Genomic DNA, 23,101 nt, shown 5'->3' with positions numbered 1-23,101 from the left:
CATTGAAATTGATTCTACTGCAAAAAACCTCATCATGACTTGATATTAAGTCAATTTATAAAGGATTAAAAGCATAAAATCTACTTGCACAAAAAGACAAATCGCCTTGTAGCATCATAGATTTCTCAGCTTTTTTCATTACTTAATAGAATTAATTTTTGCACATTATCAACATCAATGTTCTTCATAATTAAACACTTAGTTTCAAAGCACAAAGTTCCCCGTAAACAAAACTTATTTATACCCTTAAAAGTTTTTATACTTACAATTTAGGGCATACTTACAAAATCTTTAAAACATAGAAATAAGACACTTATAGCATTTGAAATATCTATATCCTCCCATTTACTTTAACCAGTTATTTTTAATACAAATCAGCTTTTTTAATTATTAAAACAAGAAAAAGAACTATGAAATAATATCTTCAAGAAAAAGATATCCAATTTTTCTTTTATCAATGTTTTTTTAATAATATATCAATATCATTCATTTAAAATTCCATAAAACATCCTAAGGTTTATTCATAAACAAGAAAAGGCAGTTCATTTCTGAACTGCCCTTACATCTATAATAAAACCCAATTTAAAATTATGGTTTATAATTTATTCCATTTGTAGTAGCTCTGCTTACTGCCCATGCCATAATGTTACCCCATAATGCAGAGTTTGAACCTCCATTTGAACTAAGTTTAGGTGTGGTTCCATTAAGTAAATTTCGGTTTAACCAACCTCCATCACCTACAAAAAACAGACTAGAACCTGTAGCTCTAAACACTCTTGAACCTCCTGCATTGGTATTGTAATCTACAATTGCTCCCGCTGGGAATCCTTTCATAGCATTACCTCCACCACCATCATCTTCCCAGCCTAAACCGGTTAAATCTCCAAAAGGCCCCTTGATGATCTGATCATTAATAGCGTTAAACGGTTCTACTCTTACTTGACTTACATTTGAGTCCGTGAGAATACCGCTTGGATACCCCATCATTGTTGCTACATTCAACGCAACTTGAGTATTACCAGATTCAGTAAAATAGAGTACTACTCCTCCAGCATCTAGATATCCCTTAAGCAAAGTTGCTTCAGCTGTATTCATATTATACGGATAATGCACTACGATAATATCTGGTTTACTAGCAACCGTACTTGCCATATTACCACTAGTGGAAATAGTAAATCCTTGTGCTTTTACAATACTACTTGTAGAAGTACCAAAATTTGCAGCGGCTTTTATAAGAGCCTGTGCCTCTCCTGAATTGGCACTATAACTACCTCCATTAAAATCAACTAATCTTAAATTAGGAGTTGCTACCGTATAATTCATTGTAATTGAATTAGGACTTAATGTACCATTTGAAGTTATAGTAACTGGAAATGTTCCACCAGCAAGCGGCGTACCTCTACCTGTTAATGTAATAGTCATTGGATTCTGAGTAAAAGTTCCTGAAGATGGACCAAATGTCATTCCATTAACTGTAACAGCAGGAATGGCATATGTAGAACCAAATGCACTAGCATTTCCACTAAGTGAAACAGTAATCGAGTTAGTTGAAGAATTCAATGGTGCATTCACAATCCCAATACCATTAGCGCTTACACCATTAAGTGCAAACATAGGAGCAATAGCCGAAGACTCTACCAATATATCTTTTGTACAGGTAGACTCCGTATCATTCATAGTTACATAAATCTTATCTGGATTTGATACCGTTCTTTCCGCTTTCGGAGAACCCATTCCTCCAATAACAAGCTCTACAGCCCCTGTACTCGAAAACGTACCCGAAGCATTATAATAATACCCATTATCAGGTTTTGCTGCTACTGAAATAATATAAGACCCTCTTTTTTCTACATTTAATTTTAAGGTAAGCGTTGTATTAGAAACACTTTGTCCTTCTTTAAAATCACCTCTTATAACAACATCACTATCACAGTTAAGAATCTTAATCATTGCCTTTGGCGTACCACAATTACCTACCCAGTCATCACCAGTATAGCTTTCAATACAATTGGTCTCTAAATTAAAAATTGTCAATCCAATCGCTGGTTTTGATATCCCATCTCTTTGCTCTGTAGTTAAACGAGGTAATAAAAATCCTTGATTGGAAGACTTTAATTCCAAAACTGCGGAAGCATCTGCTTTTTGAGTTCCTATTCCTATGGGATCTGCATTTTGCGCAAAAACCTGCGCAAAAGACAAGATTGTTATTAATAATACTAAAATATTTTTTTTCATTGTTCTTAATTTTTAACGTTATTTTTCTAGCCATAGCCAATAAGCCTTGGTCAATTGAATGACCAGGCTTACGAACTATAAGTAAATAATAATTTAAATTACATTGTATACGTAATTACGTACCAGTTTACTCCGTTTGACTGTAATGTAACTTTCATGCTTCCTGAGGTTGCTCCTCCAAATAAACTTCCTGTCATATATGTATATCTAGCTTTACTTGAATAACGTATTTCATAATTAAAATTAACTACTATAGGAGTATCATCAGCTTTTACTATATCAAACTGGTTTATCACCAATATTCTACCTTTGCTTAAAGCTGGATCTGGAAGTGTAATCGTAATATCTTTAGTTAAATCTTCTGCAATAACTGTATAATCATCTACTGTTACTACATAATCATCACTAATTACTTGTATTCCCAAAATGTTATTAGGTGCTACTTTTCCACTTACAGCAATCCATTCTCCCGCAGCATCTTTTACATAGATAACTCCATCTGTTGTATTAATCCAAGTTGTAGTACCTTCTGGAATTATAACACCTGTATCGCCAGGCGCCCCAGGACCTCCAGCTAAACCAGGAGCTCCATCAACTCCATCTTTACCACTAATTCTAACCCAGTTTGGAGATTTATCCACCCATTCTTTATCACGACCCGCAACTGTTTTATCAGTTCCTACATAAGCATAAATATCGCCATTTGGTGATTTTACAATTGCATCAAGCGTAGTGATTGAACCTGGAGTACCTGGTTCACCATCTGCACCTGGAATTCCACTCTCTCCATTTAGTCCATTAATTTTTGCCCAGTTTGGAGATTTTGCTGCCCATTCCGCATCTCTTTCTGCAACAGTTTGGCTTGTTCCTATATAAGCATAAATATCGCCATTTGGAGATTTTACAATCGCATCAAGTGTAGTGATTGAACCTGCTTTACCTGGCTCCCCTGTTGCACCTGGAATTCCTTCCTTACCATTTAAACCATTAATTTTAACCCAGTTTGGGGATTTTGCTGTCCATTCGGCATCACGACCTGCAACAGTCTGATCTGTACCTGTATAAGCATAAATATCGCCATTTGGAGATTTTACAATTGCATCAAGTGTAGTGATTGAACCTGGAGTTCCTGGTTCACCAATTGCGCCTGCAATTCCTTCCTTACCATTTAAACCATTAATTTTAACCCAGTTTGGAGATTTATCAGCCCATTCTTTATCACGACCTGCAACTGTTCTATCTGTTCCTGTATACGCATAAATATCGCCATTTGGTGATTTTACAATCGCATCAAGTGTAGTGATTGAACCTGCTGTACCTGGTTCTCCAGTTACCCCCTGAATTCCATCTTCTCCATTTAAACCATTAATTTTAACCCAGTTTGGAGATTTATCAGCCCATTCTTTATCACGACCTGCAACTGTATTATTATCACCTACATAAGCATAAATATTACCCTTACCATCTTTTACAATCGCATCAAGTGTAGTAATTGTACCTGCTGTACCTGGTTCTCCATCTATACCTTTAATTCCGTCTATACCATCTTTTCCAGATAAAGGAACCCATTTGTCATTATTATTAGGGTCACGTACATAAACAGTTCCTGTTTCGTTATCTATATATATAGCTACATTATCACCAGGGTAACCCGTTTCTCCTTTTGATCCAGGAATTCCTTTACCACCAATAACACCATCTTTTCCATCTTTTCCGTTAAGACCATTAATCTTAACCCAGTTTGGAGATTTTGCTGTCCATTCAGCATCACGTTCCGCAACAGTTTGACTTGTTCCTGTGTAAGCATAAATATCGCCATTTGGAGATTTTACAATTGCATCAAGTGTAGTAATAGAACCTGGAGTACCTGGCTCTCCAATTGCACCAGCAATTCCTTCTTTACCATTTAAACCATTAATCTTAACCCAGTTTGGAGATTTTGACGCCCATTCTGCATCTCTACCTGCAACAGTTTGATCTGTTCCTGTGTAAGCATAAATATCACCATTTGGAGATTTTACAATTGCATCAAGTGTAGTGATTGAACCTGGAGTACCTGGTTCTCCAGTTGTACCTGCAATTCCTTCCTTACCATTTAAACCATTGATTTTAACCCAGTTTGGAGATTTATCTGCCCACTCTTTATCTCTACCGTCAACTGTTTTATCTACTCCTACATAAGCATAAATATCACCATTTGGAGATTTTACAATCGCATCAAGTGTAGTGATTGAACCTGCAGTTCCTGGTTCACCAGTTACCCCTTGAATTCCATCTTCTCCATTTAAACCATTAATTTTAACCCAGTTTGGAGATTTATCAGCCCATTCTTTATCACGACCTGCAACAGTTTGATCTGTTCCTGTATATGCATAAATATCTCCATTTGGAGATTTTACAATTGCATCAAGTGTAGTGATTGAACCCGGAGTTCCTGGTTCTCCAGTTGTACCTGCAATTCCTTCCTTACCATTTAAACCATTAATTTTAACCCAGTTTGGAGATTTCTCTGCCCACTCTTTATCTCTACCATCAACTGTTTTATCTACACCTACATAAGCATAAATATCACCATTTGGAGATTTTACAATTGCATCAAGTGTAGTGATTGAACCTGCTGTACCTGGTTCTCCAGTTACCCCCTGAATTCCATCTTCTCCATTTAAACCATTAATTTTAACCCAGTTTGGAGATTTATCAGCCCATTCTTTATCACGACCTGCAACTGTATTATTATCACCTACATAAGCATAAATATTACCCTTACCATCTTTTACAATCGCATCAAGTGTAGTAATCGTACCTTCTTTACCAGGCTCTCCATCAATACCTTTAATTCCATCTATACCATTTTGCCCTGTAATAGGAACCCATTTGGTAGCATCCTTAGGGTCTCTTACGTATACAATACCTGTAGATTGATCAATATACATTTGGATTGTTCCATCTAAACCTGCATCACCTGGTAACCCAGCACCTCCTGAAATTCCGTTTTTACCGTCAAGTCCATTTGTACCATTAAGAGTAGTCCAAGTTCCATCAGCATTTTGCACATAAACAATACCTGATAATTGATCAGTATAAATACTTACATCTTTACCAGGATATCCAACTTCTCCTTTATTACCTGGAATTCCATTACCACCAATGACACCTCCGCTACCTCCGGTAACTTCACTTGATATAGCCATTCTATTCCATTTACCATCATACCAGTAATAATAACCTGGCTTAATATCAGAAACAGATGCAGTATTAAAAACCAACAAACTTTCTACATTTTTATTTGTAATTGTAGTAGTATCTGCTGAACTTGTTAATGCAACTCTTGGAATTAAAATACCTCTATCGCTAGCAACAATCTCTAGTTGCGATGCAGTACTTGGTGATAGCGTTCCTATACCTACTTGTGAGTAAGCGGAATAACTACCTAAAACAAAAAGCAAAGGGAGTAATCTATTCTTCATATGAATTATTATTTAATTGAGTTATTATTTATTTTTAATTTATTACAGAAGTAAAAATTCCTAAATCACGTCACAGTAAGATTTAGCGAACACTATATCTTCTTATTTATTCAAACACAGCTAGTTTAAGGTCACAAAGATCTTCCTTAAGCCTTTTTGTTTTTACCAATAAAAGTTTTTAAACTTATAGAATAGGACAATACTCGTTTATAAGAAAAGTTTTAAATAATAATAATAATAATAATAATAATAATAATAATAATAATGATGAAGAAGAAGAAGTTGTAAAGTACTTATAATATGTTTTTAGCAGAAGCTTAAATAAGCAAAGAGTAGCTAAAAGGAATAAAGGCTTAAAAGACAAAATGAATCTTTTTTCGGATTTAAGAAAAAGATAATATATAATGCTCTTAAAAATAGAAATGAGGAAACCAAAGTTTCCTCATTTTCTAACTAATAACAAAAGCCCAAAATAAAATTGAATTCAAAAAAATTGTTTACCCTACAATTTAAAGTACAAATTTACCCACAAACAATAGCCGTCATGACCACTAAAAGTTTTTTAATCCATAGATTCAGACATTATTTTAAATATCTAAAAAAGGCAAACAACATAAATGTCTAAAATTCAAATCATTATAAAAGTAAATAGACTTTATAATGAATTTTATAATAAAAAAGCTTCCTATTACGATATAAAAAAGCCACAGATTATCTAAATCAAAGAAAGTATAACTGGATTATTACCCAGCAAATCTCTCTCATCACTAAAATCTGTGGCAAAAAAAAATATTCCTAAAAAAAGTATCGCTTTTAAAATCTCATTTCTCTATAATTCATTCTGATGTTTCAAGCTGGAGTACGACATTTTGGTATTTTTCTCCCAAAGAAAAAACCTGTTCTACTAAAAACATTATAATCACAGGAATAATAAAGAATTCAACTTCATCTATGATATATAAAAAGTAAGTTGTACAAATAAAAACACGAAAATATTCTAGATAATAGATCCATTTGCGTTGCTCTAATAAAGCCCCGCAATTAATTAGCGTGATGATAATAAAAACTAAAACAAAAATTTTATCGGATGCATCCAAAGAATCAAAATAATAGGTAAAAATTGTTAGCAAAAAGGTACTTACTCCCAATTGTAAATAAAGATAATTCTTGAACTTAAGCCGATGACTAGGATTGTCTTTGTCTTGCAAAAATCGTTTCTCTAAAATTGGACGAATATCTTGATCCATATCAGCAGGACTTCCAAATATAGCATTCCAACCGTCTTTAAATCCTTTAGACCGTTTCCATAATTCATAAATCTCAAAATAATAATGAAAATGCTGCCAAAGAAAACTATAGCTTTTTAATGGATGAGTCAGTCCGTATTTTGGTTTTTCTTCCTCTTCTTGGAAAGTCCCAAAAAAGCGATCCCAAAACGTAAACATATCTCCATAGTTTTTATCTAAGTATTTCTCATCTGAAGCATGGTGTATTCCATGAACAGATGGGGTAACAAAAACATATTCTAACCATTTTATTCTTCCTATAACCTGAGTATGTGTAAAAAAAGAATAAGCTCCATGCACAATAAGCATCGTAATAACCATCTTGGGATGAAAACCTATAAATGGTAAAACACACCAAAATCCTGTACGGATAATTGCCTGAAAAGTAGTTATTCTTGCTGCTGCTGTAAAATTGAATTCACTGCTATGATGATGTACGATATGAGCCGCCCAGAAAAAATTTACTTCATGCCCTAATCTATGATACCAATACCAAACAAAATCTGTAGCGAGAATCAATCCTATCCATACTAAAAAATTACTCGGTATCTCAAAAAGCCTATAATTATTATAAATCCAATAATACAATTGATAAAAACTAGCAGCAATAAAAAGGTTGATTAGCCGCTCGGCAATACCAATACTTATATTCGAAACAGAGCTTTCATAGTTAAATAATTCGGGCCTGTTACTTCGCTGTGCAAGCCTAAACTCGATATACACAAAAAGAAAAAAAGCTGGCATGGCAAACGCCAAAAAATTAATATGTTCCATTTTTTAAATAGTATGTTAGTATCTAGGGAAAGAGTTATTGTAAATAATTTAAACACTGAAAGTTTTAAGAAAAAGACATTTCCATTGATTATATGAAACCAATGGAAATAATCTTAATCTAGTTGAAAGTCAAATTAGTATCTAATAAATTTAATTCTGTTTGAATTTTTTCTCAATCAATTTAATCTCTTTTACAGCCTGAATATCTGCGACTTTACGCAAAGCAATTATATAAGCCGCAATGCGTGGTGTTACTTTATATTTTCTTGAAGTAGCAAAAACTGTTTCGAAACTTTTCTCCAGTATATCTTCCAAGCGTTTATTAATCTGACTGATTTTCCAGGACTCTAAAAGACAATTCTGAAGCCACTCAAAATAAGATACCGTAACTCCTCCGGCATTTGCTAAAATGTCTGGCACAACCAAAACATTATTTTCATGCAAGATTTTATCTGCATCTGAAGAAACTGGTCCGTTTGCTCCTTCAACAATTATTTTTGCCCGAACATCCCCAGCATTTACAGCAGTAATTACATCTTCTTTGGCAGCAGGAATAAGTACATCTACATCCAATAATAATAAATCTTCATGTTTTATAGCAACTGCATTTGGATATCCGTTAACGCTTTTGTTATTTAGATTATAATACAAAATAAGCTCAGGGATATTAATTCCTTCTGGATTATAAAAAGCTTCAGAAACATCACTAACAGCAACAATTTTCAGTCCTTTTTCGAATAAAAACAAAGCCGAATGAAGTCCTACATTTCCAAATCCCTGAATGGCAGCTGTAGATCTTGCAGGTCTTAATTTTAATTTTTGAAGCGCCAGAATACTAATAATACTTACCCCTCTACCAGTAGCTTCTACTCTACCTAAGGAACCTCCCGAATGCAAATGTTTACCAGTTACAACAGCATGAATGGTTTTACCATGAACTAATGAAAACTCATCCATTAGCCACCCCATCTCGTCTGGGCCAGTTCCCATATCTGGAGCCGGAACATCTTTATCAGGACCAAAAATATCTGATAAAGCATTGGTATATTCTCGTGTTATTTTTTCTAATTCGGATTTAGAATGCAATCTTGGGTCACAGATAATACCGCCTTTGGCTCCACCAAATGGGATTCCTGTAACAGCCGATTTCCATGTCATCCAGGCCGCAAGAGCTTTAACCTCGTCCAGATTAACAGCAGTATCATAACGAATACCTCCTTTAGATGGTCCTAAAGCAGTATTATGAATTACGCGATAACCTTCAAAATTTTGTTCGGTACCATTATCAAGTGTAATCGAAAAATTAACTACTATTTGTTTCTCTGGTCTTTGCAATTTTTCTCTAACCGATTCATTCAGTTGAAGAATGTCGGCTGCTATATTAAAACGATCAATCATCGATTGAAAAGGGTTCTGTTTTACGATTTGTGAACTCATAATTTTATGGGGGTGTTAAATTATATTTTTTATTAAATAAAGTATAGTAATTGAAAATGAACTGCATAAAAAAACCCTTTTGTAGATGTTACAAAAGAGCTCAAAATATTATTTTATAAATAACAGCAACTTCTGCAACAGGGAAGGATTTTCATCTGGCAGCATTGCATCATAATGTTCGTATTTATAGAATATAAGCTCATAATTTATTTTTTATTTTACCATTAAGAAATTAAGCTCATTAAGTTTTAAATATTTAATCTCCTACTTTTTTTAGCATATAATTTTAAAAAAATGAACACAGATGACACAGATTCAAACGGATTTAATTTTTAGCTTAAAAAAACAAGAGCAATACTTAATGAAACTTAATTTCTTAATGGTTTAAAATTTTCTTTTTAAAAATCTTAAGTAAAAAGCCTTTTAAAAGTATTTAAAAAAGGCTTTTTCTTTACTAACTAACCAAACCATAGAATGCCTGTTCATACAATAAATCATACATATAACACATTATCGTGTTACAGTCATAAGGAATTGTATTTTGGCTTTCATTTCTCATTTCTTTTACAAATCTATAAATATATTTCAAATATTCTATAGAATTAGTAGAGTTATTTTTATAAAAATTTAAAATATACTGGTAAACAAGCAATTAATCACTCTTTAACCAGCCCGTAATACTCATTCTTGTGTTTTGGGTAACTAATACTTCATGAACTAATTCATCACTTTTAAAAAAGACAGTTTTACCTTGAGTAGGGCTAATTTTCTGATGGTTATTTAACTGATGAATAAGTAGTTCACCTCCATCACTTTCTTTCCAATCAGCATTTAAATAACTAATCATTGAGTATTTCCTACTCGGATTATTCTTAAATTGATCTAAGTGTTTCAAATAAAAATCTCCAGTTTCATATAAAGAATAATGAAACTCATAACCAGTTATACCAGCATAGCAACTAATGTTTAAATATGCTATAAAAGCTTCGATTTGAACAAAGAATTCATTTTCGAATGCATTATTATGCTTTTTATCAAGCCAGTAAATCGAATCACTACGAATAGCTCCATCATAAGTTACTTTCTCCGAATTTCCTATTCCCGCATCCTGCAGTAAACTTTTAGCATTTAAATCAATAAGATTTTGTTTTAAATTATTTGCTAATTCCGTAGTCAAAAACTGTTCAGATATTCCTACTTTATTTTCAATATAAGTAGCAATCAAAGCCTCAAAGCTATTCTCCATTTGTGTATTTGCTGGAATACAAATGCAACCAACGGGACAAGGTAGACTAATTAAAATATGCAGTACTATAATTGAAGATAAATATCAAAAGCTAAATCTTTTAAATATAAAATAGCATAAAAAAAGGGAGCAACAATTATCTCTCCCTAATTTTAAATCTTTACAGTTTACTGATATAACTACCATACATATCCTTGAATTCATATCCTTCGGAAAAACGGTCTTTACTTAATTTTTTATATTCTACCAATCCCCATAAAATGAACTCTTTCATAAAATAACGATCTTCAACTGGCAATTCAGACTGATATTTTTTAAGCAAAATATCAAGTGGAGGAATCCCATCAAGAATTTTCTTGTATTCGGCATCCGAACAATCATCTAACAATTCAAAACCACTTTCTGTAAAAAACCATTCAATTGTATCGGTATATGGCGTTTTCTCATTTGGTTTTTCAAGTTTTTCAATCTTTGGGAAATATATAGGGAAAAACGTTCGAATAGCATCACCTATTAAGCGTTGTGCAACAATTGCCGCTCCCTCCTGCTCTCCTTCATAAACCAATTCGACTTTTCCTGTAATAGCTGGAATAATCCCCATAAAGTCAGATAAACGCAAAACTGTTTTATCAATGCCTGCACGCAAAGCACGACGCTCAGCAGTACTCAATAAGTTTTCGTAAGCAGTAATACTCATTCTCGCACTCACACCACTTTTATTATCTACAAACTCACTTTCGCGAGCTTCAAAACTTATTTGCTCCAATAAATCTTTGGCCAAACTAGGAATATAAACCGATTCATTCTGGCTTGCATCTAATTTAGCTTCCTGTTCTGTAATCGTTCTGGCGATAGCAACAGTTTCAGGATAATGTGTCAGGATTTGTGAGCCAATTCTATCTTTTAATGGCGTAACTATACTTCCTCGATTCGTGTAATCCTCAGGATTTGCAGTAAATACAAATTGCATATCTAGAGGCATTCTTAACTTAAATCCTCTTATCTGAATATCTCCTTCCTGCAAGATATTAAACAAAGCTACCTGGATTCTTGCTTGTAAATCGGGTAATTCATTAATTACAAAAATACAACGATTGGCACGCGGAATCATTCCGAAATGAATCACACGGTCATCGGCATAAGAAAGCTTTAAATTGGCAGCTTTTATTGGATCCACATCCCCTATTAAATCGGCAACGGTTACATCTGGCGTAGCAAGTTTTTCGAAGAAACGGTTATCTCTATGCAACCATTCGATGGGAGTTGCGTCTCCTTTTTCGGCAATAATATCTTTTGCGAAGCGAGAAATTGGATTAAACGGATCGTCATTAATCTCTGAACCTGCCACAAATGGAATGTATTCATCTAATAATTCGACCATTTTACGAGCCAATCTTGTTTTGGCCTGACCACGAAGTCCTAATAAATTAATATTATGGCGTGATAAAATAGCACGTTCTAACTCCGGAATAACAGTATTCTCAAAACCATGAACACCTTCAAAAACTGGCTTACCTGATTTTATCTTTTCACGAAGATTATTTCGTAATTCATCTTTAATGCTTTTACTTTTATATCCAGAGGCTTTTAATTGACCTAAAGTGTTTATATTATTTATTTCCATTTTTATTGAAATATCAATTTGTTGTTTATTTTATATTTGAACTATTAAACGCAGCTGTGCATCTATGAAACTTTATCTAAAGTTAGACGCACTGCTGTGCGTCTCTACGGTAAATCTTTGTCGCTTTATTGCTCTGAACCTTTGAGACTCTTTACCGAACCCTCTTTTTTCTATTCGCTTCATAATCTTCAAAAATCATTTCGCCAAGACCTTTTAATCCCGTATAGAATGCTTTTCCCTGATTAGCTTCGGTAAAATGGTTGACAAAACGTTGCAAATAAGGATCACTTGCAATCATAAATGTGGTAATAGGAATATGTAGCTTTCTAGCTTGTTGTGCCTGATTGTAACATTTGTCTACAATATATTCGTCCAAACCATTACTGTTCATATAATAAGATCCATCACGCTCACGAACGCAACTTGGCTTACCATCAGTAATCATAAATATTTGTTTGTTTGTATTTCTTTTTCGGCGTAATAAATCCATCGCCAGTTGCAAACCAGCAACTGTATTGGTATGATATGGTCCAACTTTTAAGTACGGTAAATCCTTGATAGCAATTGTCCAGGCATCGTTTCCGAAAACCAGAATATCAAGTGTATCTTTAGGATAGCGAGTAGTAATTAATTCGGCGAGCGCCATGGCAACTTTTTTGGCTGGAGTAATACGATCTTCGCCATACAAAATCATACTATGACTAATATCAATCATTAAGACTGTACTCATTTGCGATTTGTATTGTGTTTCCTCCACAACCAAATCGTTTTCAGTAAGCATAAAACTCTCCACTCCATTATTGATTTGAGCATTACGCAAACTTTCTGTGAGCGAAATTCGTTCTAACCCATCGCCAAAATGAAACTCACGGAATTCCCCCGTATGTTCATCTCCATTTCCGGCATATTTAGTTTTGTGGTTTCCGTTTCCAGAACGTTTTAAATTTCCGAATATCTGATCAAGTGCTTGTTGCCTTATCGCACGCTCAGTTTTGGCAGTAATTCCAATTCCTGAAGAACCATCTTCTTTTATTTCGTCTTTTATATAACCTTTCTTTTTTAGATCTTCTATAAAATCGTCGATAGTATAATTCTCATCTGTAAGTTTGTATTCTTTATCCAACTCACGAAGCCAATCTATAGCTTCATCAAAATCACCCGAAGTATGGGTAATTAGCTCTTTGAAAATACCAAAAAGTTTTTCAAACGGAGACTGATTTGGCGCTTCATACGTTTTAAAATAAAACCCTTTTTTATGTTCCTCTTTCATAATTCTAAAATTACATCATTTTAGAATGTAGCTAAAACAAACAGATATTAATTTTTAGTTAAAAGATTTAATCAAAAATTAACTGATAATCAGTTAAAAACTACTAATTATTCAAACTTTCCTTCAAGATAATACCAAACCCCATTTTCTAGTTTAAAAGCAGAAAACTCATAATGTGTTTGAGGTTGTTTCTTTTCATCCAAGAAGTAAGCCTTAAATGCAACTGTAGTTTCTGTAAAACTTATAATTTCCAATCGCTGCCATTCATTGGCTGTAGCCCAATTTAAGATATCCTCTTTCGAATAATATTTCCTTTCGGAAGAATGGGTCGTAGCCAATAAATAATCGGCATTTTTAATAACATAAGCCGAAAAACGAGAACGCATTAAAGCCAATGCAGTTGGCGCATTTTGATTATTCTTGAGATATAAACCACAACAATTATCAAAATATAAACCTGTATCGCAATAACATTTGGAATTTTCCATAAAGACAAAAATCTAAAATTATTCGGCAGTATTTATCTTTTGATGTAATTGGTTTAATAAAACCTGATATTTACTAATCTCGATTAAATCTTCATCCTCTTCCAAAAAATCGAGCAAATCATCCAAAATATCACTTACTTCTGCCAATTTATTGTTCGCAGATTTATTTTGTTTAGCAGCAATTAAATCTATTATTTCCTGAACACTTTCTTTTAAACCACTGAATTTATCGTTTTCCATAATATTTTATTTATCAGATGAAGATTTATCCTCATTAAACTTCTTTACAATTTGTTTTAATTTCTCCTTACGCGCAATTTCAGCTTGTTTTACTTTGTCTTGTGCCTTGTGCAACTTATCGTTGTGCTTCTTAATATTCCTTTCGTTATTCCTTCCCATTATTCTATTTCTCTTTTAATTTCTTCTAAAGTTTTCTCTGTAAAAATAAGTTCATTTATAATTGCTTTACGCAAAGTATCGATATCTTCATAATCAAAATATTTTGCCCATGAAGTTAATTGTTGCAAGTTTCTAATTTGTTTAATCCTTTTTGATGTTTCAAAACTGGTTCTAAGTATAGCTTTATTATCATATTCTGGATTATTCTTGTGTTGATAATTAACCGTGTTTCTAGAATAATCAGCTTCAATATAATATATTTTATCAATGGCATTATCAGGATAAAAAGAACTCCAAGTCGCAAAACCCAGTTTAAATTTAGATTCTGTTTCAGGTTCCATAGCAACCAAACGCCATTTGCTATTAGCCAATCTTCCCCAATGGTTAGAGAAACGATACATTCCCAAATCGGAATAATAATACCTACTTCCTGCTTTACTTTCAAATTGAATTTTCAAACCTTCAACTTCTTTCGAAGTTACTTCCTGAAAAACACAAAATGTATTTTTGAACGAATTAGGATTTGGTCTAAAGTTTTTTTGCATGTGCAAATATACTTAGATTGTCACGAACTCCCTAAACCAAACAATATATTGATTAACTTTGCAGCTTCAATTTTTAAATAAAAATATCATGACAAAGGCTTCTCAAGAAAAAATGTTACAAAAAGGGGTTTATACTGGGATAATGGAGAAGGATGAAAACAACAACTATTTTTGTGGTGAATACCTTTTAGATTACAAGATAGCACATGCTAATCACGTAGTTGGAGATTGGATTACAATAAAATCTATAATCGAAAACCCAAGTGATATTAGCTATAACAAGTATCCTAAAAAATCAAAAAACTTTGACAAGGCAAATAATAAGCCTGAACAAAAATAAAACAATCATTTTTTAATCTTTTGCTTTTTCAGTACATAGTATTAAGAATCAGCAAACTTATTCTATTTAAAAATCAAGCTTTTACATATTTTTTGAATATTTTTTACTACGAAAGTAAAAAGTTAAAAAAAAGTGTACCTTTGCAAAAAATTTGTCTTTTTTGAATTAAACAAATATTAATTTCAATCTAATAGACAAGTAGTTATCTTATTTATGAAAAAAATAGTTGAATACCGCAAGTTACTAAACGTAGACAAAACTGCAGAATTAAAAGATTTAAAAACCATTTACCGTAATGCTATGAAAGAATGTCATCCTGACAAATTTCAAGGTAACGACGCTGGTTTGAAAGAAGCAGAAGAAAAAAGTAAATTAGTTATTGAAGCTTACCACTTTTTGGTAAGTATCAATCCTGAGACAATTAAACTAAACTTGCCAGAATATACAGAAACAATCGCTACTTCATCTATTACAGATTACAAATTTGTAGAAGGTAGATTAATTATTGATTTCTCAAATGGTAGCGTTTACGAATACATCAGCGTACCAAAAGCTACTTATGTAAAAATGGTAAATGCAGATTCTCCTGGAAGATTTGCAAAAAGACATATTCTTAACTCTTTTACTTGGAGAAAGAAAACAAATCAAGACTAAAATTATAGTCTCTGTAAAAAAGCATCCACCATTGGCGGATGCTTTTTTTTTGCTGCAAAAACACCTAAAATATTATTTTTTATTTTAAAATTAAATCAAAAGAGTCACACATCCTTACAAAAAACACCCTAAACCAACTGACTACAAGGTTTTTATCTTACAAAAAACTATAACAAAATTTTAGGTTACAAAATTATTTATCTTTTATAATTTTAAATACTTTTGTTCCACAAATCAATTAACTAATTAATAATGAAAAAAATATTTTTTTTACTTACTGCTTCTATAGCAATAATTTCATGCAACAAAGTTAAAGACGGTGAATACCTTATTACTGGAACTGCAACAGGAATTGAAAACGGGAAAACTATAATCCTACAAACTCAAGATCAAACTACAGGAGCTCTTATTGCTCTAGACACTGCAAAAGTTGAAAATGGAAAATTTGAAATTAAAGGTAAAGTTACTGAACCTGCATTTCATACATTACAATTACAAGGAGCTCAAGGACCAATTCCTTTTATCCTAGAAACAGGAGAAATTAAAGTTGTTGTGGATAAAGATAGTATCCATAAATCTAAAATTTCTGGAACATACAACAATGATGAGTATGTGAAATTTAATGATGAACTTATGAAAGTTCAGAAAAAATTAGTTGATTTCCAGAAAAAAAACACACAAACTATGAATACTGCTCAACAAGCTAAAGATACAGCAGTAATCAATGGTTTAATGAAAGAATTTATGAAAATCCAAGGTGATGTTCAAACTGAGACTAAAGCAAAATATACCACATATGCTGAATCTCACCCAAAATCTTTCATCAGCGCATTAATTATCAAAGGAATGTTGAATGATCCATCTACTGATGTAAAAAAAGCAGAAGCTCTTTATACTAGTTTAGATGAATCAGTAAAAAACACTAAACCTGGTAAAGAAGTAAAAGAAAAAATCGGTCAAATGAAAATGCCTGCTGTTGGTGCTACTGCTCCTCCAGTTGGTAGCGCAAACTGAAGGTCAGATTTTTCTGCTCCTAATCCAGAAGGAAAAATGGTATCGCTTAAAGAAAGTTTAGGCAAAGTAACTATCGTTGATTTCTGGGCTTCATGGTGCGGACCTTGTAGAAAAGAGAATCCAAATGTTGTAGCTATTTATAAAGAGTTACATTCAAAAGGTCTTAACATAGTTGGTGTTTCTTTAGACAAAGAAGCTAAAGCTTGGAAGGAAGCTATTGCAAAAGATAACTTAACCTGGACACAAGTTTCTAACTTGAAATTTTGGGAAGAGCCAATCGCAGCTCAATACGGTGTTCAATCAATTCCTGCAACATTTATACTAGATGCAACAGGAAAAGTAGTAGGACAAGATTTAAGAGGCGATGAACTTAGAGCAAAAATATTAGAGCTTTTAGCTAAATAACATCAATTTTAGAATAAAACAAAAAAATCTCCCTAGTGGAGATTTTTTTGTTTTTATACATAACCATCATTTTAATCATATGTTTTAAATTAAAGCCTTAATTAAGAGTTAATAACTCTATCCCAATGTTTCTAGCATTTACGCAAAATGCTGCAAAAAAAGCGACTAGAATAGGATTTAAGAGACGATGAATCTAAAAACATTACAATTAGTAATCAATTTAAAATAAAACAGGAATCCCACTAATAAAGTTTCTATTTCATTCAACATCATTTATCCTAAATACAAGTTTATATCTTAAACTCCCTAGGATATCCAATAGCTTTCTTAGAAGATTTTCAATATTTTTTTTGTGTTTTTCAAGTTAGATACATTAAAAAAAGTTGCTCTCAAAAACTAAAAAAACAAAAAAGCTTTGTTCAAAAATATCAGAACTCTCTCCCAAACAATATCGAAATTTAGTACAAAATAAGAAAATTCCCCTTTTTTTATATTTTTTATTTTATTCAATACCAATGGATTAAAAATTAATTAAAAGATAACTTCAAATTAAGTACTATTTTAGTTTGCAGACATCAAAAACGTTCCTATATTTGCAACCGCTTAGAACAACAAAGCGCAACAAAACAAGCTTCGGGGAGATACTCAAGCGGCCAACGAGGGCAGACTGTAAATCTGCTGTGTAAACTTCGCAGGTTCGAATCCTGCTCTCCCCACGAAAAGGGGAAAAGAAGTGAAAAAGGCAACTTTATCAATCTTTTCAAAAAACCCGAAAACGTGTAAAAACCTGCAAATCCAAAGATTCGCAGGTTTTTTTGTTTTAAAGCACTTTTCAATCTTTAAAAAACAGTCAAAAGTTTTGTGGCAAAATCGTGGCACATTTGGATTGGGGTTGATACCTTTTCTACCAAAAAAAAAAGTTAAGCCTATCTATCATTACGATTTAATATCAATAAATTTTGATAGAAACTCATACATACTCTTTCGTTGATTTCATCTTACATTTATTAACACATCAATTATCAATGCTTAGTTTTAGAAATATTCAAATCTATAGAATAAAAAAATCGGAACACGATTACTCCTGCTCCGATTTAATTCACTTAATTTTTGAAACTTCTGAAAAAACTTCAATCATTATCGAATGAAATTTCTATGCTATGGTATATTTTTTTTCTGTTACAGTATTGGTAGTTTCACTTGTTACACTATCTACAAATCGCCATTCAGCTTCAGAAACAGATGACGTAAATTTAAGATATGTGTATCCTCGTTTATACAAATTTGCATATTCTAAATCATCTATCAGCACTGTAAATGCCTGTGCTAATTCTATCGCCTTTTTAGGGTCGGATGTAATTCCAAGATAAGCTTCCAATCCTGGCGATGAAACAGAACTGCACGCTATTTCAGTTCCTATAAATTTCCCTTGCATATCGGTAAGTTTACCCATCCAGGCATTATGAGTATCTCCGGCTAAAACCACAACATTTTTTCCAGAAAGCATCGCATACAATTGTTCTCTTTCTACAAAATAACCATCCCAGGCATCCAAATTATATGGCAAAGTTGTCGTAACTCTCGCAATTTCCTGAGCAGTTAAAGAAGGATCACTTTGTTTATGTCTCATTTTAATAACAACAAGTTCAGAGATTGCACTAATAAGAGCCTGCATGGTCGCTGGCTGTGCACTTCCAAAATGATCCACTTCTGCTAAAACTTGATTCAAAAGCATCAGCAGCTCTGCAGGAATCATCATTTTTGTCATTAAGATCTGTTGGCCCAATACTTTCCACTTAGCAGTATCAACATTGATCTGTGATCCCAGCCAAGTCATTTGTTCGCTTCCAATTAATCTTCTGCTGGTACTTAACAGATCTGTTTTAAATTTTGTCTGATCAAAATTTCCGCCATTATCAATATAATCTGAATAACTCATCTGCTTATCTCTCGCAATAACTCTAGTATCCATCATATAAAGAGAAAGGATATTACCGAAATTAAAACTTCTGTAAATTCTAAGATCTTTTCCTGTTTTAAGCGGAATATATTCACTGTAGGCTTGAAAAGCTGCCATTTTTCTCATCTGAAAATCCCCTTCGGCAGGCTGATGATTTTCTGCACCGGTTTTATAGGTATCATTAGCAAACTCATGGTCATCCCAGACACATATAAAAGGTTTTTTCTGATGAAGCAGCTGAAGATTTTTATCTCCTCTATATTGTCTGTAACGCTCTCTGTAATCGCTTATACCTATAATCTCCCTAGCCGGTTTATGTTCTCTACCCAGCGGATTAGTAAAAGGATTTGTTCCATACTGTCCTGGCGCATATTCGTAAATATAATCTCCAAGATGTACCACTACATCAGCATCTGAAGAAGCAATCGCTCCATATACATTAAAAAGTCCAGCTGGAAAATTAGAACAGGAAACAACAGCCATTTTTACATCATTTACAATATCTGTTTTAGATGGCAGCGTACGTGTTTCTCCGGTAACAGTTACCTGTTTGGTTTTGGCATTATAAAATCTATAATAATATTTTGTATTGGAAGAAATATTCTGAACATCTACCGCTATTGTAAAATCATTTATAGAAGATGCTCCGGCCTGCCCTTTTCTTGTTATTTCAGAAAATGCAACATCCTTACTTAGCTCCCAGGTAATTTCAGCATCTGAACCTATTGAATATCTTGTCCAGATAATCACTCCTGTTTCAGTAGGGTCAAAACTGGCTACTCCTGTCTCAAACCCCTCATTTTTCATTCCGTCTGGCGCACCGCTGTTATCGGTTTTATCATCGTCACTACAGCTTTCAATAAGTGGAGCGATAAAAACTCCTCCGGCGGCCAATAAAGAATTTCTAAGAAACCTTCTTCTGCTTAAATCATTGTTGTTTTCCATAAAAAAATTTTTATATCAAAAAAACAATGTAATATTAAAACAGAGGTTATGGTACTTTTAAAATTACCTTACATTACTATTAACAATCCATTTACTATAATAAATTATTGATCTGTTTAAGAACTTTAAACTGGGACTTGTACCTTTTTTACACTATTAAAGTCTCCTCTTTTTTCTTGTATAAAAATTCCGTCATTTAAAACAATATCGAAAAGCCTTTAGTATATTTTGTAAACAAATCGATTGCAATCAGAATGATAATTAAGAAAATAAGAACTAGTATATAGGTAATTATTTGAGCTTTTTTATTGAGTTCAAAAGTGGCGGGATTTATAAAATAATCAGCATAGACGGCCTGAGAAATTTTTATATGTGGGGAAAATAAAGTAACGCCCTGCAAAAAATGTCCAATTAGATGATATTTATTTTTCGGGATATAGGTCATTCCATTCTCAGGTTTAGAAAAATCAATGGGAATCTGTTTGCCTTCTTTAAAACCGAAAATATATCCCGGAGAATATTTTGTTCCAATTTTTCTATCGATATCACTCACATAAGCTTCTCTGCTCCTTTCAAACTCCTTGTATAAAATACTCTGGATAATGCCATTGTATTGGTGATGATGTATACCATATTTATCTACAGAAATGAGGATGATTTTTTTAAGTTTTTGACGCTTGTAGTTCTTGCAAAGAGCCCAGATACCCCAAAGAAGTATGGAGAAGTATATTAGATCGAAGATCATCTCGCCGATAGATAAGCGGCTATTATGCTCCAGCTGAATGCTCAAAGGAAGTCCTATAAATAAACAAAGCATTGCGATACACAAAAGTCCGAACAGTATATACACAAAAATAGTAGCAGTTAAATTACGTTCAGAAGTTACTTCAGGAAAATTTTCTTTGTTATAAATCATTAACTACTTATTATTTAAAAACATCATTCAAATCAGGCATCGCTCTTTTCCTAAGTTTGTTTTACTACATCAAACCAGTAAAATCCGATATGCTTTTTGTGTCCCAAGCGAATTCTATATTGTTGCAGTTAAAAAGACAAAACCTCTTTAGGTAAGTTAACTATGAGTTTCCATGTTAACATATACCTTTTCTTGAGCTCAGGGGTTTGTTCTAAAACATTTCCGGGATCAAAAATCTAAAAGCGTAAATTCTAATTCTGTTGAGTTACCATACAAATCTACTAAATTTGGAATTTCATAGATCAAATTATTTTTATCAAAGCAATAATTAAACACTTAGCTATTTAGTACTCTTTTCTATTTATCGAGAAATTATTTAATTTTGATTATAAATAAAAAACGAATTACAACATTCATTTTAAAAAAGTTAAACTACAAATTCAACTGAAAAATGTTGATGGAATTATCATATTAACTTTTATGGCAGAATCGCAACACCTAAAATACACATAGAACATCACCTAAGCAACAATAAATACATTAGAGACCCAAAGGAAGTCTTTCATATAATTCTACCTTTATTACTATCGAATTTAATATGTTAATTTACCATATACAAATACCAAATGCCCCAAACTTAAAATAGTGAGCAACATTTTTTACTTTGTCTAGATTCTATTCTATAGTTAATTTTCGAATCAACACTTTTAAATCTTGCGCTATTCATATTGTAAAGCAATTAGAATAGGGACATTTAATAAAAAAAGAGGCTGCTTCACAAGTTATGAAACAGCCTCCTAATATTTTGTAAAGAGAACTCTAATTTAATTTCTAATATAAATAATTCAGAGCTGTAACATCATTAGAATTAAAAGCTCCTGTCTCACTTGAACTAAAACATGCTCTCATATATGAAGTTGCATCATATCCTGAAGGTGTTCCTGGGATCAAAATTGCACCCACACCAGCAGTACCTTCGTTTGAATTCTGTCCACAACTTTGACGGCTGAACCAATCTGTATGACGTAAACCAATACAATGGCCGATTTCGTGTGCAGCAACGTGTGCATTTACACCTGTTGAATACGTATCTAACCCAGAATATAATGTAACTGAATTATAAGGATTTCCACCTGAAGGGAAACCTGCTACTCCACCTGCAGATCCGGTTTGTCTTCTTACAACAATGTTTGCACCTGAAGTACTTGAACTAAAAGTTAGAGTAAATTTAATAGTCAATCCTAAATTATTATATCTGTTTACTGCTGCTTGCAATCCTGCACGCATATTTGTACTTAAAGCTGTTGTACCAGTCCCTGATAATCCAACAATTTTGATAGTTTTTGGAGTAGATACTAAATTAGTAGTACGGTATTGTTCTGTGGTAATACCTCCATGAAGATCCATTTTGTTTAATTGATCTTCCGACATTACAATACATCCTTCTATAAGAAACGCATCCTCAGTGGTACCATCTAACTTAGTGTTTTTAATCACTTGAACATCTGTGGAATTTAATGAAAGGGATCTAATTTTATTTAACACCTCTGGCGTTACTTTAAGAGATCCTTGATTTGATTGATCTGTCTCATCTTCTTTGTTGCAAGATAACAGCGTTAACGCTATAAATGACAAGGCTAAAATTGATTTAATTTTTTTCATAATAGGTTTTTTGGGGTTGTTAATAATAAATTGGTAAATAGGGGGCTTTACAAAATATTAGTAATATTTATAATCAAATTTATATAATTTTTAATCTTAAAATACTGATAAAACAATTATTTAACAAATTTAACATTTTTTGTTAAATTATTTCAAGTGGATTGTTTAGTAATAATTATCCGATTATTAATAGAAGCCCAGTAAAATCAATAATTAAATACAAATCAAGTGGTTACACACAATAATACTATTCAGATATCTTATTTTGATTAGCATGTGTAAAAAAAATACTGTACAATTTTACATAACATTTAGACGAACAGAGTTATAAAAAGAGAATATTACTCGTATAGATTTTGAAGTTTTAGAATGAAATAAAAACTAATATTTTTTTTTCAAATAATTTAATAACTTTGATTTACCTACAACGGATA

The 23,101-nt window shown here is 32.6% G+C and carries 17 protein-coding genes, 1 tRNA gene and 1 pseudogene; 5 read left to right on the top strand and 14 right to left on the bottom strand.

Going from position 1 to position 23,101, the window contains the following annotated elements; all coding sequences use genetic code 11:
• Window positions 1-588: 588 nt before the first annotated feature.
• The 11 genes from AC3IPI_RS14830 to AC3IPI_RS14780 all read right to left on the bottom strand — a co-directional run bounded on the left by AC3IPI_RS14830 (window position 589) and on the right by AC3IPI_RS14780 (window position 14,771).
• The gene (locus tag AC3IPI_RS14830; RefSeq protein WP_489153663.1) at window positions 589-2,235 is read right to left on the bottom strand and encodes a hypothetical protein; all 1,647 of its coding nucleotides are present in this window, start codon (window positions 2,233-2,235) and stop codon (window positions 589-591) included.
• Between the two features lie 98 nt (window positions 2,236-2,333).
• Window positions 2,334-5,702 carry a collagen-like domain-containing protein gene (locus AC3IPI_RS14825; RefSeq protein WP_489153661.1) on the bottom strand — a complete coding sequence of 1,123 codons (3,369 nt, stop codon included), beginning with the start codon at window positions 5,700-5,702 and terminating at the stop codon, window positions 2,334-2,336.
• Between the two features lie 836 nt (window positions 5,703-6,538).
• Entirely contained in the window at window positions 6,539-7,762 is a 1,224-nt protein-coding gene (locus AC3IPI_RS14820) for a sterol desaturase family protein (protein ID WP_489153659.1), read from the bottom strand.
• A gap of 150 nt (window positions 7,763-7,912) precedes the next feature.
• On the bottom strand, window positions 7,913-9,199 hold the full coding sequence (locus tag AC3IPI_RS14815) for a Glu/Leu/Phe/Val family dehydrogenase (protein ID WP_242667540.1): 1,287 nt from the start codon (window positions 9,197-9,199) through the stop codon (window positions 7,913-7,915).
• A 652-nt stretch (window positions 9,200-9,851) separates the two neighbouring features.
• Window positions 9,852-10,445: a 2OG-Fe(II) oxygenase gene (locus AC3IPI_RS14810; RefSeq protein WP_489153657.1), complete on the bottom strand. Its 594-nt coding sequence runs from the start codon at window positions 10,443-10,445 to the stop codon at window positions 9,852-9,854.
• Between the two features lie 160 nt (window positions 10,446-10,605).
• Window positions 10,606-12,069, bottom strand: a complete 1,464-nt coding sequence (locus tag AC3IPI_RS14805; RefSeq protein WP_489153655.1) for an AAA family ATPase — start codon at window positions 12,067-12,069, stop codon at window positions 10,606-10,608.
• Between the two features lie 151 nt (window positions 12,070-12,220).
• Entirely contained in the window at window positions 12,221-13,339 is a 1,119-nt protein-coding gene (locus tag AC3IPI_RS14800; RefSeq protein WP_039115200.1) for a vWA domain-containing protein, read from the bottom strand.
• 107 nt (window positions 13,340-13,446) lie between these two features.
• On the bottom strand, window positions 13,447-13,827 hold the full coding sequence (locus AC3IPI_RS14795; protein WP_489153652.1) for a YchJ family protein: 381 nt from the start codon (window positions 13,825-13,827) through the stop codon (window positions 13,447-13,449).
• An 18-nt stretch (window positions 13,828-13,845) separates the two neighbouring features.
• Complete coding sequence (locus AC3IPI_RS14790; RefSeq protein WP_489153650.1) at window positions 13,846-14,067, bottom strand: hypothetical protein; 222 nt, start codon at window positions 14,065-14,067, stop codon at window positions 13,846-13,848.
• Window positions 14,068-14,073: 6 nt separating this feature from the next.
• On the bottom strand, window positions 14,074-14,226 hold the full coding sequence (locus AC3IPI_RS14785) for a hypothetical protein (protein ID WP_165572120.1): 153 nt from the start codon (window positions 14,224-14,226) through the stop codon (window positions 14,074-14,076).
• Window positions 14,226-14,771 carry a hypothetical protein gene (locus tag AC3IPI_RS14780; protein WP_489153647.1) on the bottom strand — a complete coding sequence of 182 codons (546 nt, stop codon included), beginning with the start codon at window positions 14,769-14,771 and terminating at the stop codon, window positions 14,226-14,228. Before AC3IPI_RS14780 ends, AC3IPI_RS14785 begins: the two co-directional genes overlap by 1 nt.
• An 88-nt stretch (window positions 14,772-14,859) precedes the next feature.
• Here AC3IPI_RS14780 and AC3IPI_RS14775 point away from each other — a divergent pair, with 88 nt between their 5' ends.
• The 5 genes and pseudogenes from AC3IPI_RS14775 (at window position 14,860) to AC3IPI_RS14755 (ending at window position 17,900) form a co-directional block, all read left to right on the top strand.
• Window positions 14,860-15,111: a hypothetical protein gene (locus tag AC3IPI_RS14775; RefSeq protein WP_039115206.1), complete on the top strand. Its 252-nt coding sequence runs from the start codon at window positions 14,860-14,862 to the stop codon at window positions 15,109-15,111.
• Between the two features lie 213 nt (window positions 15,112-15,324).
• The gene (locus AC3IPI_RS14770; protein ID WP_039115207.1) at window positions 15,325-15,765 is read left to right on the top strand and encodes a KTSC domain-containing protein; all 441 of its coding nucleotides are present in this window, start codon (window positions 15,325-15,327) and stop codon (window positions 15,763-15,765) included.
• A 252-nt stretch (window positions 15,766-16,017) separates the two neighbouring features.
• The gene (locus AC3IPI_RS14765; RefSeq protein WP_035628626.1) at window positions 16,018-16,779 is read left to right on the top strand and encodes a DUF4369 domain-containing protein; all 762 of its coding nucleotides are present in this window, start codon (window positions 16,018-16,020) and stop codon (window positions 16,777-16,779) included.
• 18 nt (window positions 16,780-16,797) lie between these two features.
• Window positions 16,798-17,184 (top strand): annotated as a pseudogene (locus tag AC3IPI_RS14760) (TlpA family protein disulfide reductase); the annotation flags it as partial.
• Window positions 17,185-17,819: 635 nt separating this feature from the next.
• A tRNA-Tyr gene (locus tag AC3IPI_RS14755) sits at window positions 17,820-17,900 on the top strand.
• 437 nt (window positions 17,901-18,337) lie between these two features.
• On the opposite strand, the gene AC3IPI_RS14750 is transcribed toward AC3IPI_RS14755, so the two are convergent.
• From AC3IPI_RS14750 to AC3IPI_RS14740, 3 genes are all read right to left on the bottom strand, one after another.
• Window positions 18,338-20,089, bottom strand: a complete 1,752-nt coding sequence (locus AC3IPI_RS14750; RefSeq protein ID WP_489153644.1) for an alkaline phosphatase D family protein — start codon at window positions 20,087-20,089, stop codon at window positions 18,338-18,340.
• A gap of 196 nt (window positions 20,090-20,285) precedes the next feature.
• The gene (locus tag AC3IPI_RS14745) at window positions 20,286-21,005 is read right to left on the bottom strand and encodes a hypothetical protein (RefSeq protein ID WP_489153642.1); all 720 of its coding nucleotides are present in this window, start codon (window positions 21,003-21,005) and stop codon (window positions 20,286-20,288) included.
• 831 nt (window positions 21,006-21,836) lie between these two features.
• Window positions 21,837-22,667 carry a M57 family metalloprotease gene (locus AC3IPI_RS14740; protein ID WP_039115240.1) on the bottom strand — a complete coding sequence of 277 codons (831 nt, stop codon included), beginning with the start codon at window positions 22,665-22,667 and terminating at the stop codon, window positions 21,837-21,839.
• Between the last annotated feature and the right edge of the window lie 434 nt (window positions 22,668-23,101).

It is taken from the genome of Flavobacterium sp. GL_143, from assembly GCF_057834355.1.
The sequence above is the reverse complement of the archived record's forward strand: the minus strand, read 5'-3'. Positions and strand labels throughout refer to the sequence as shown.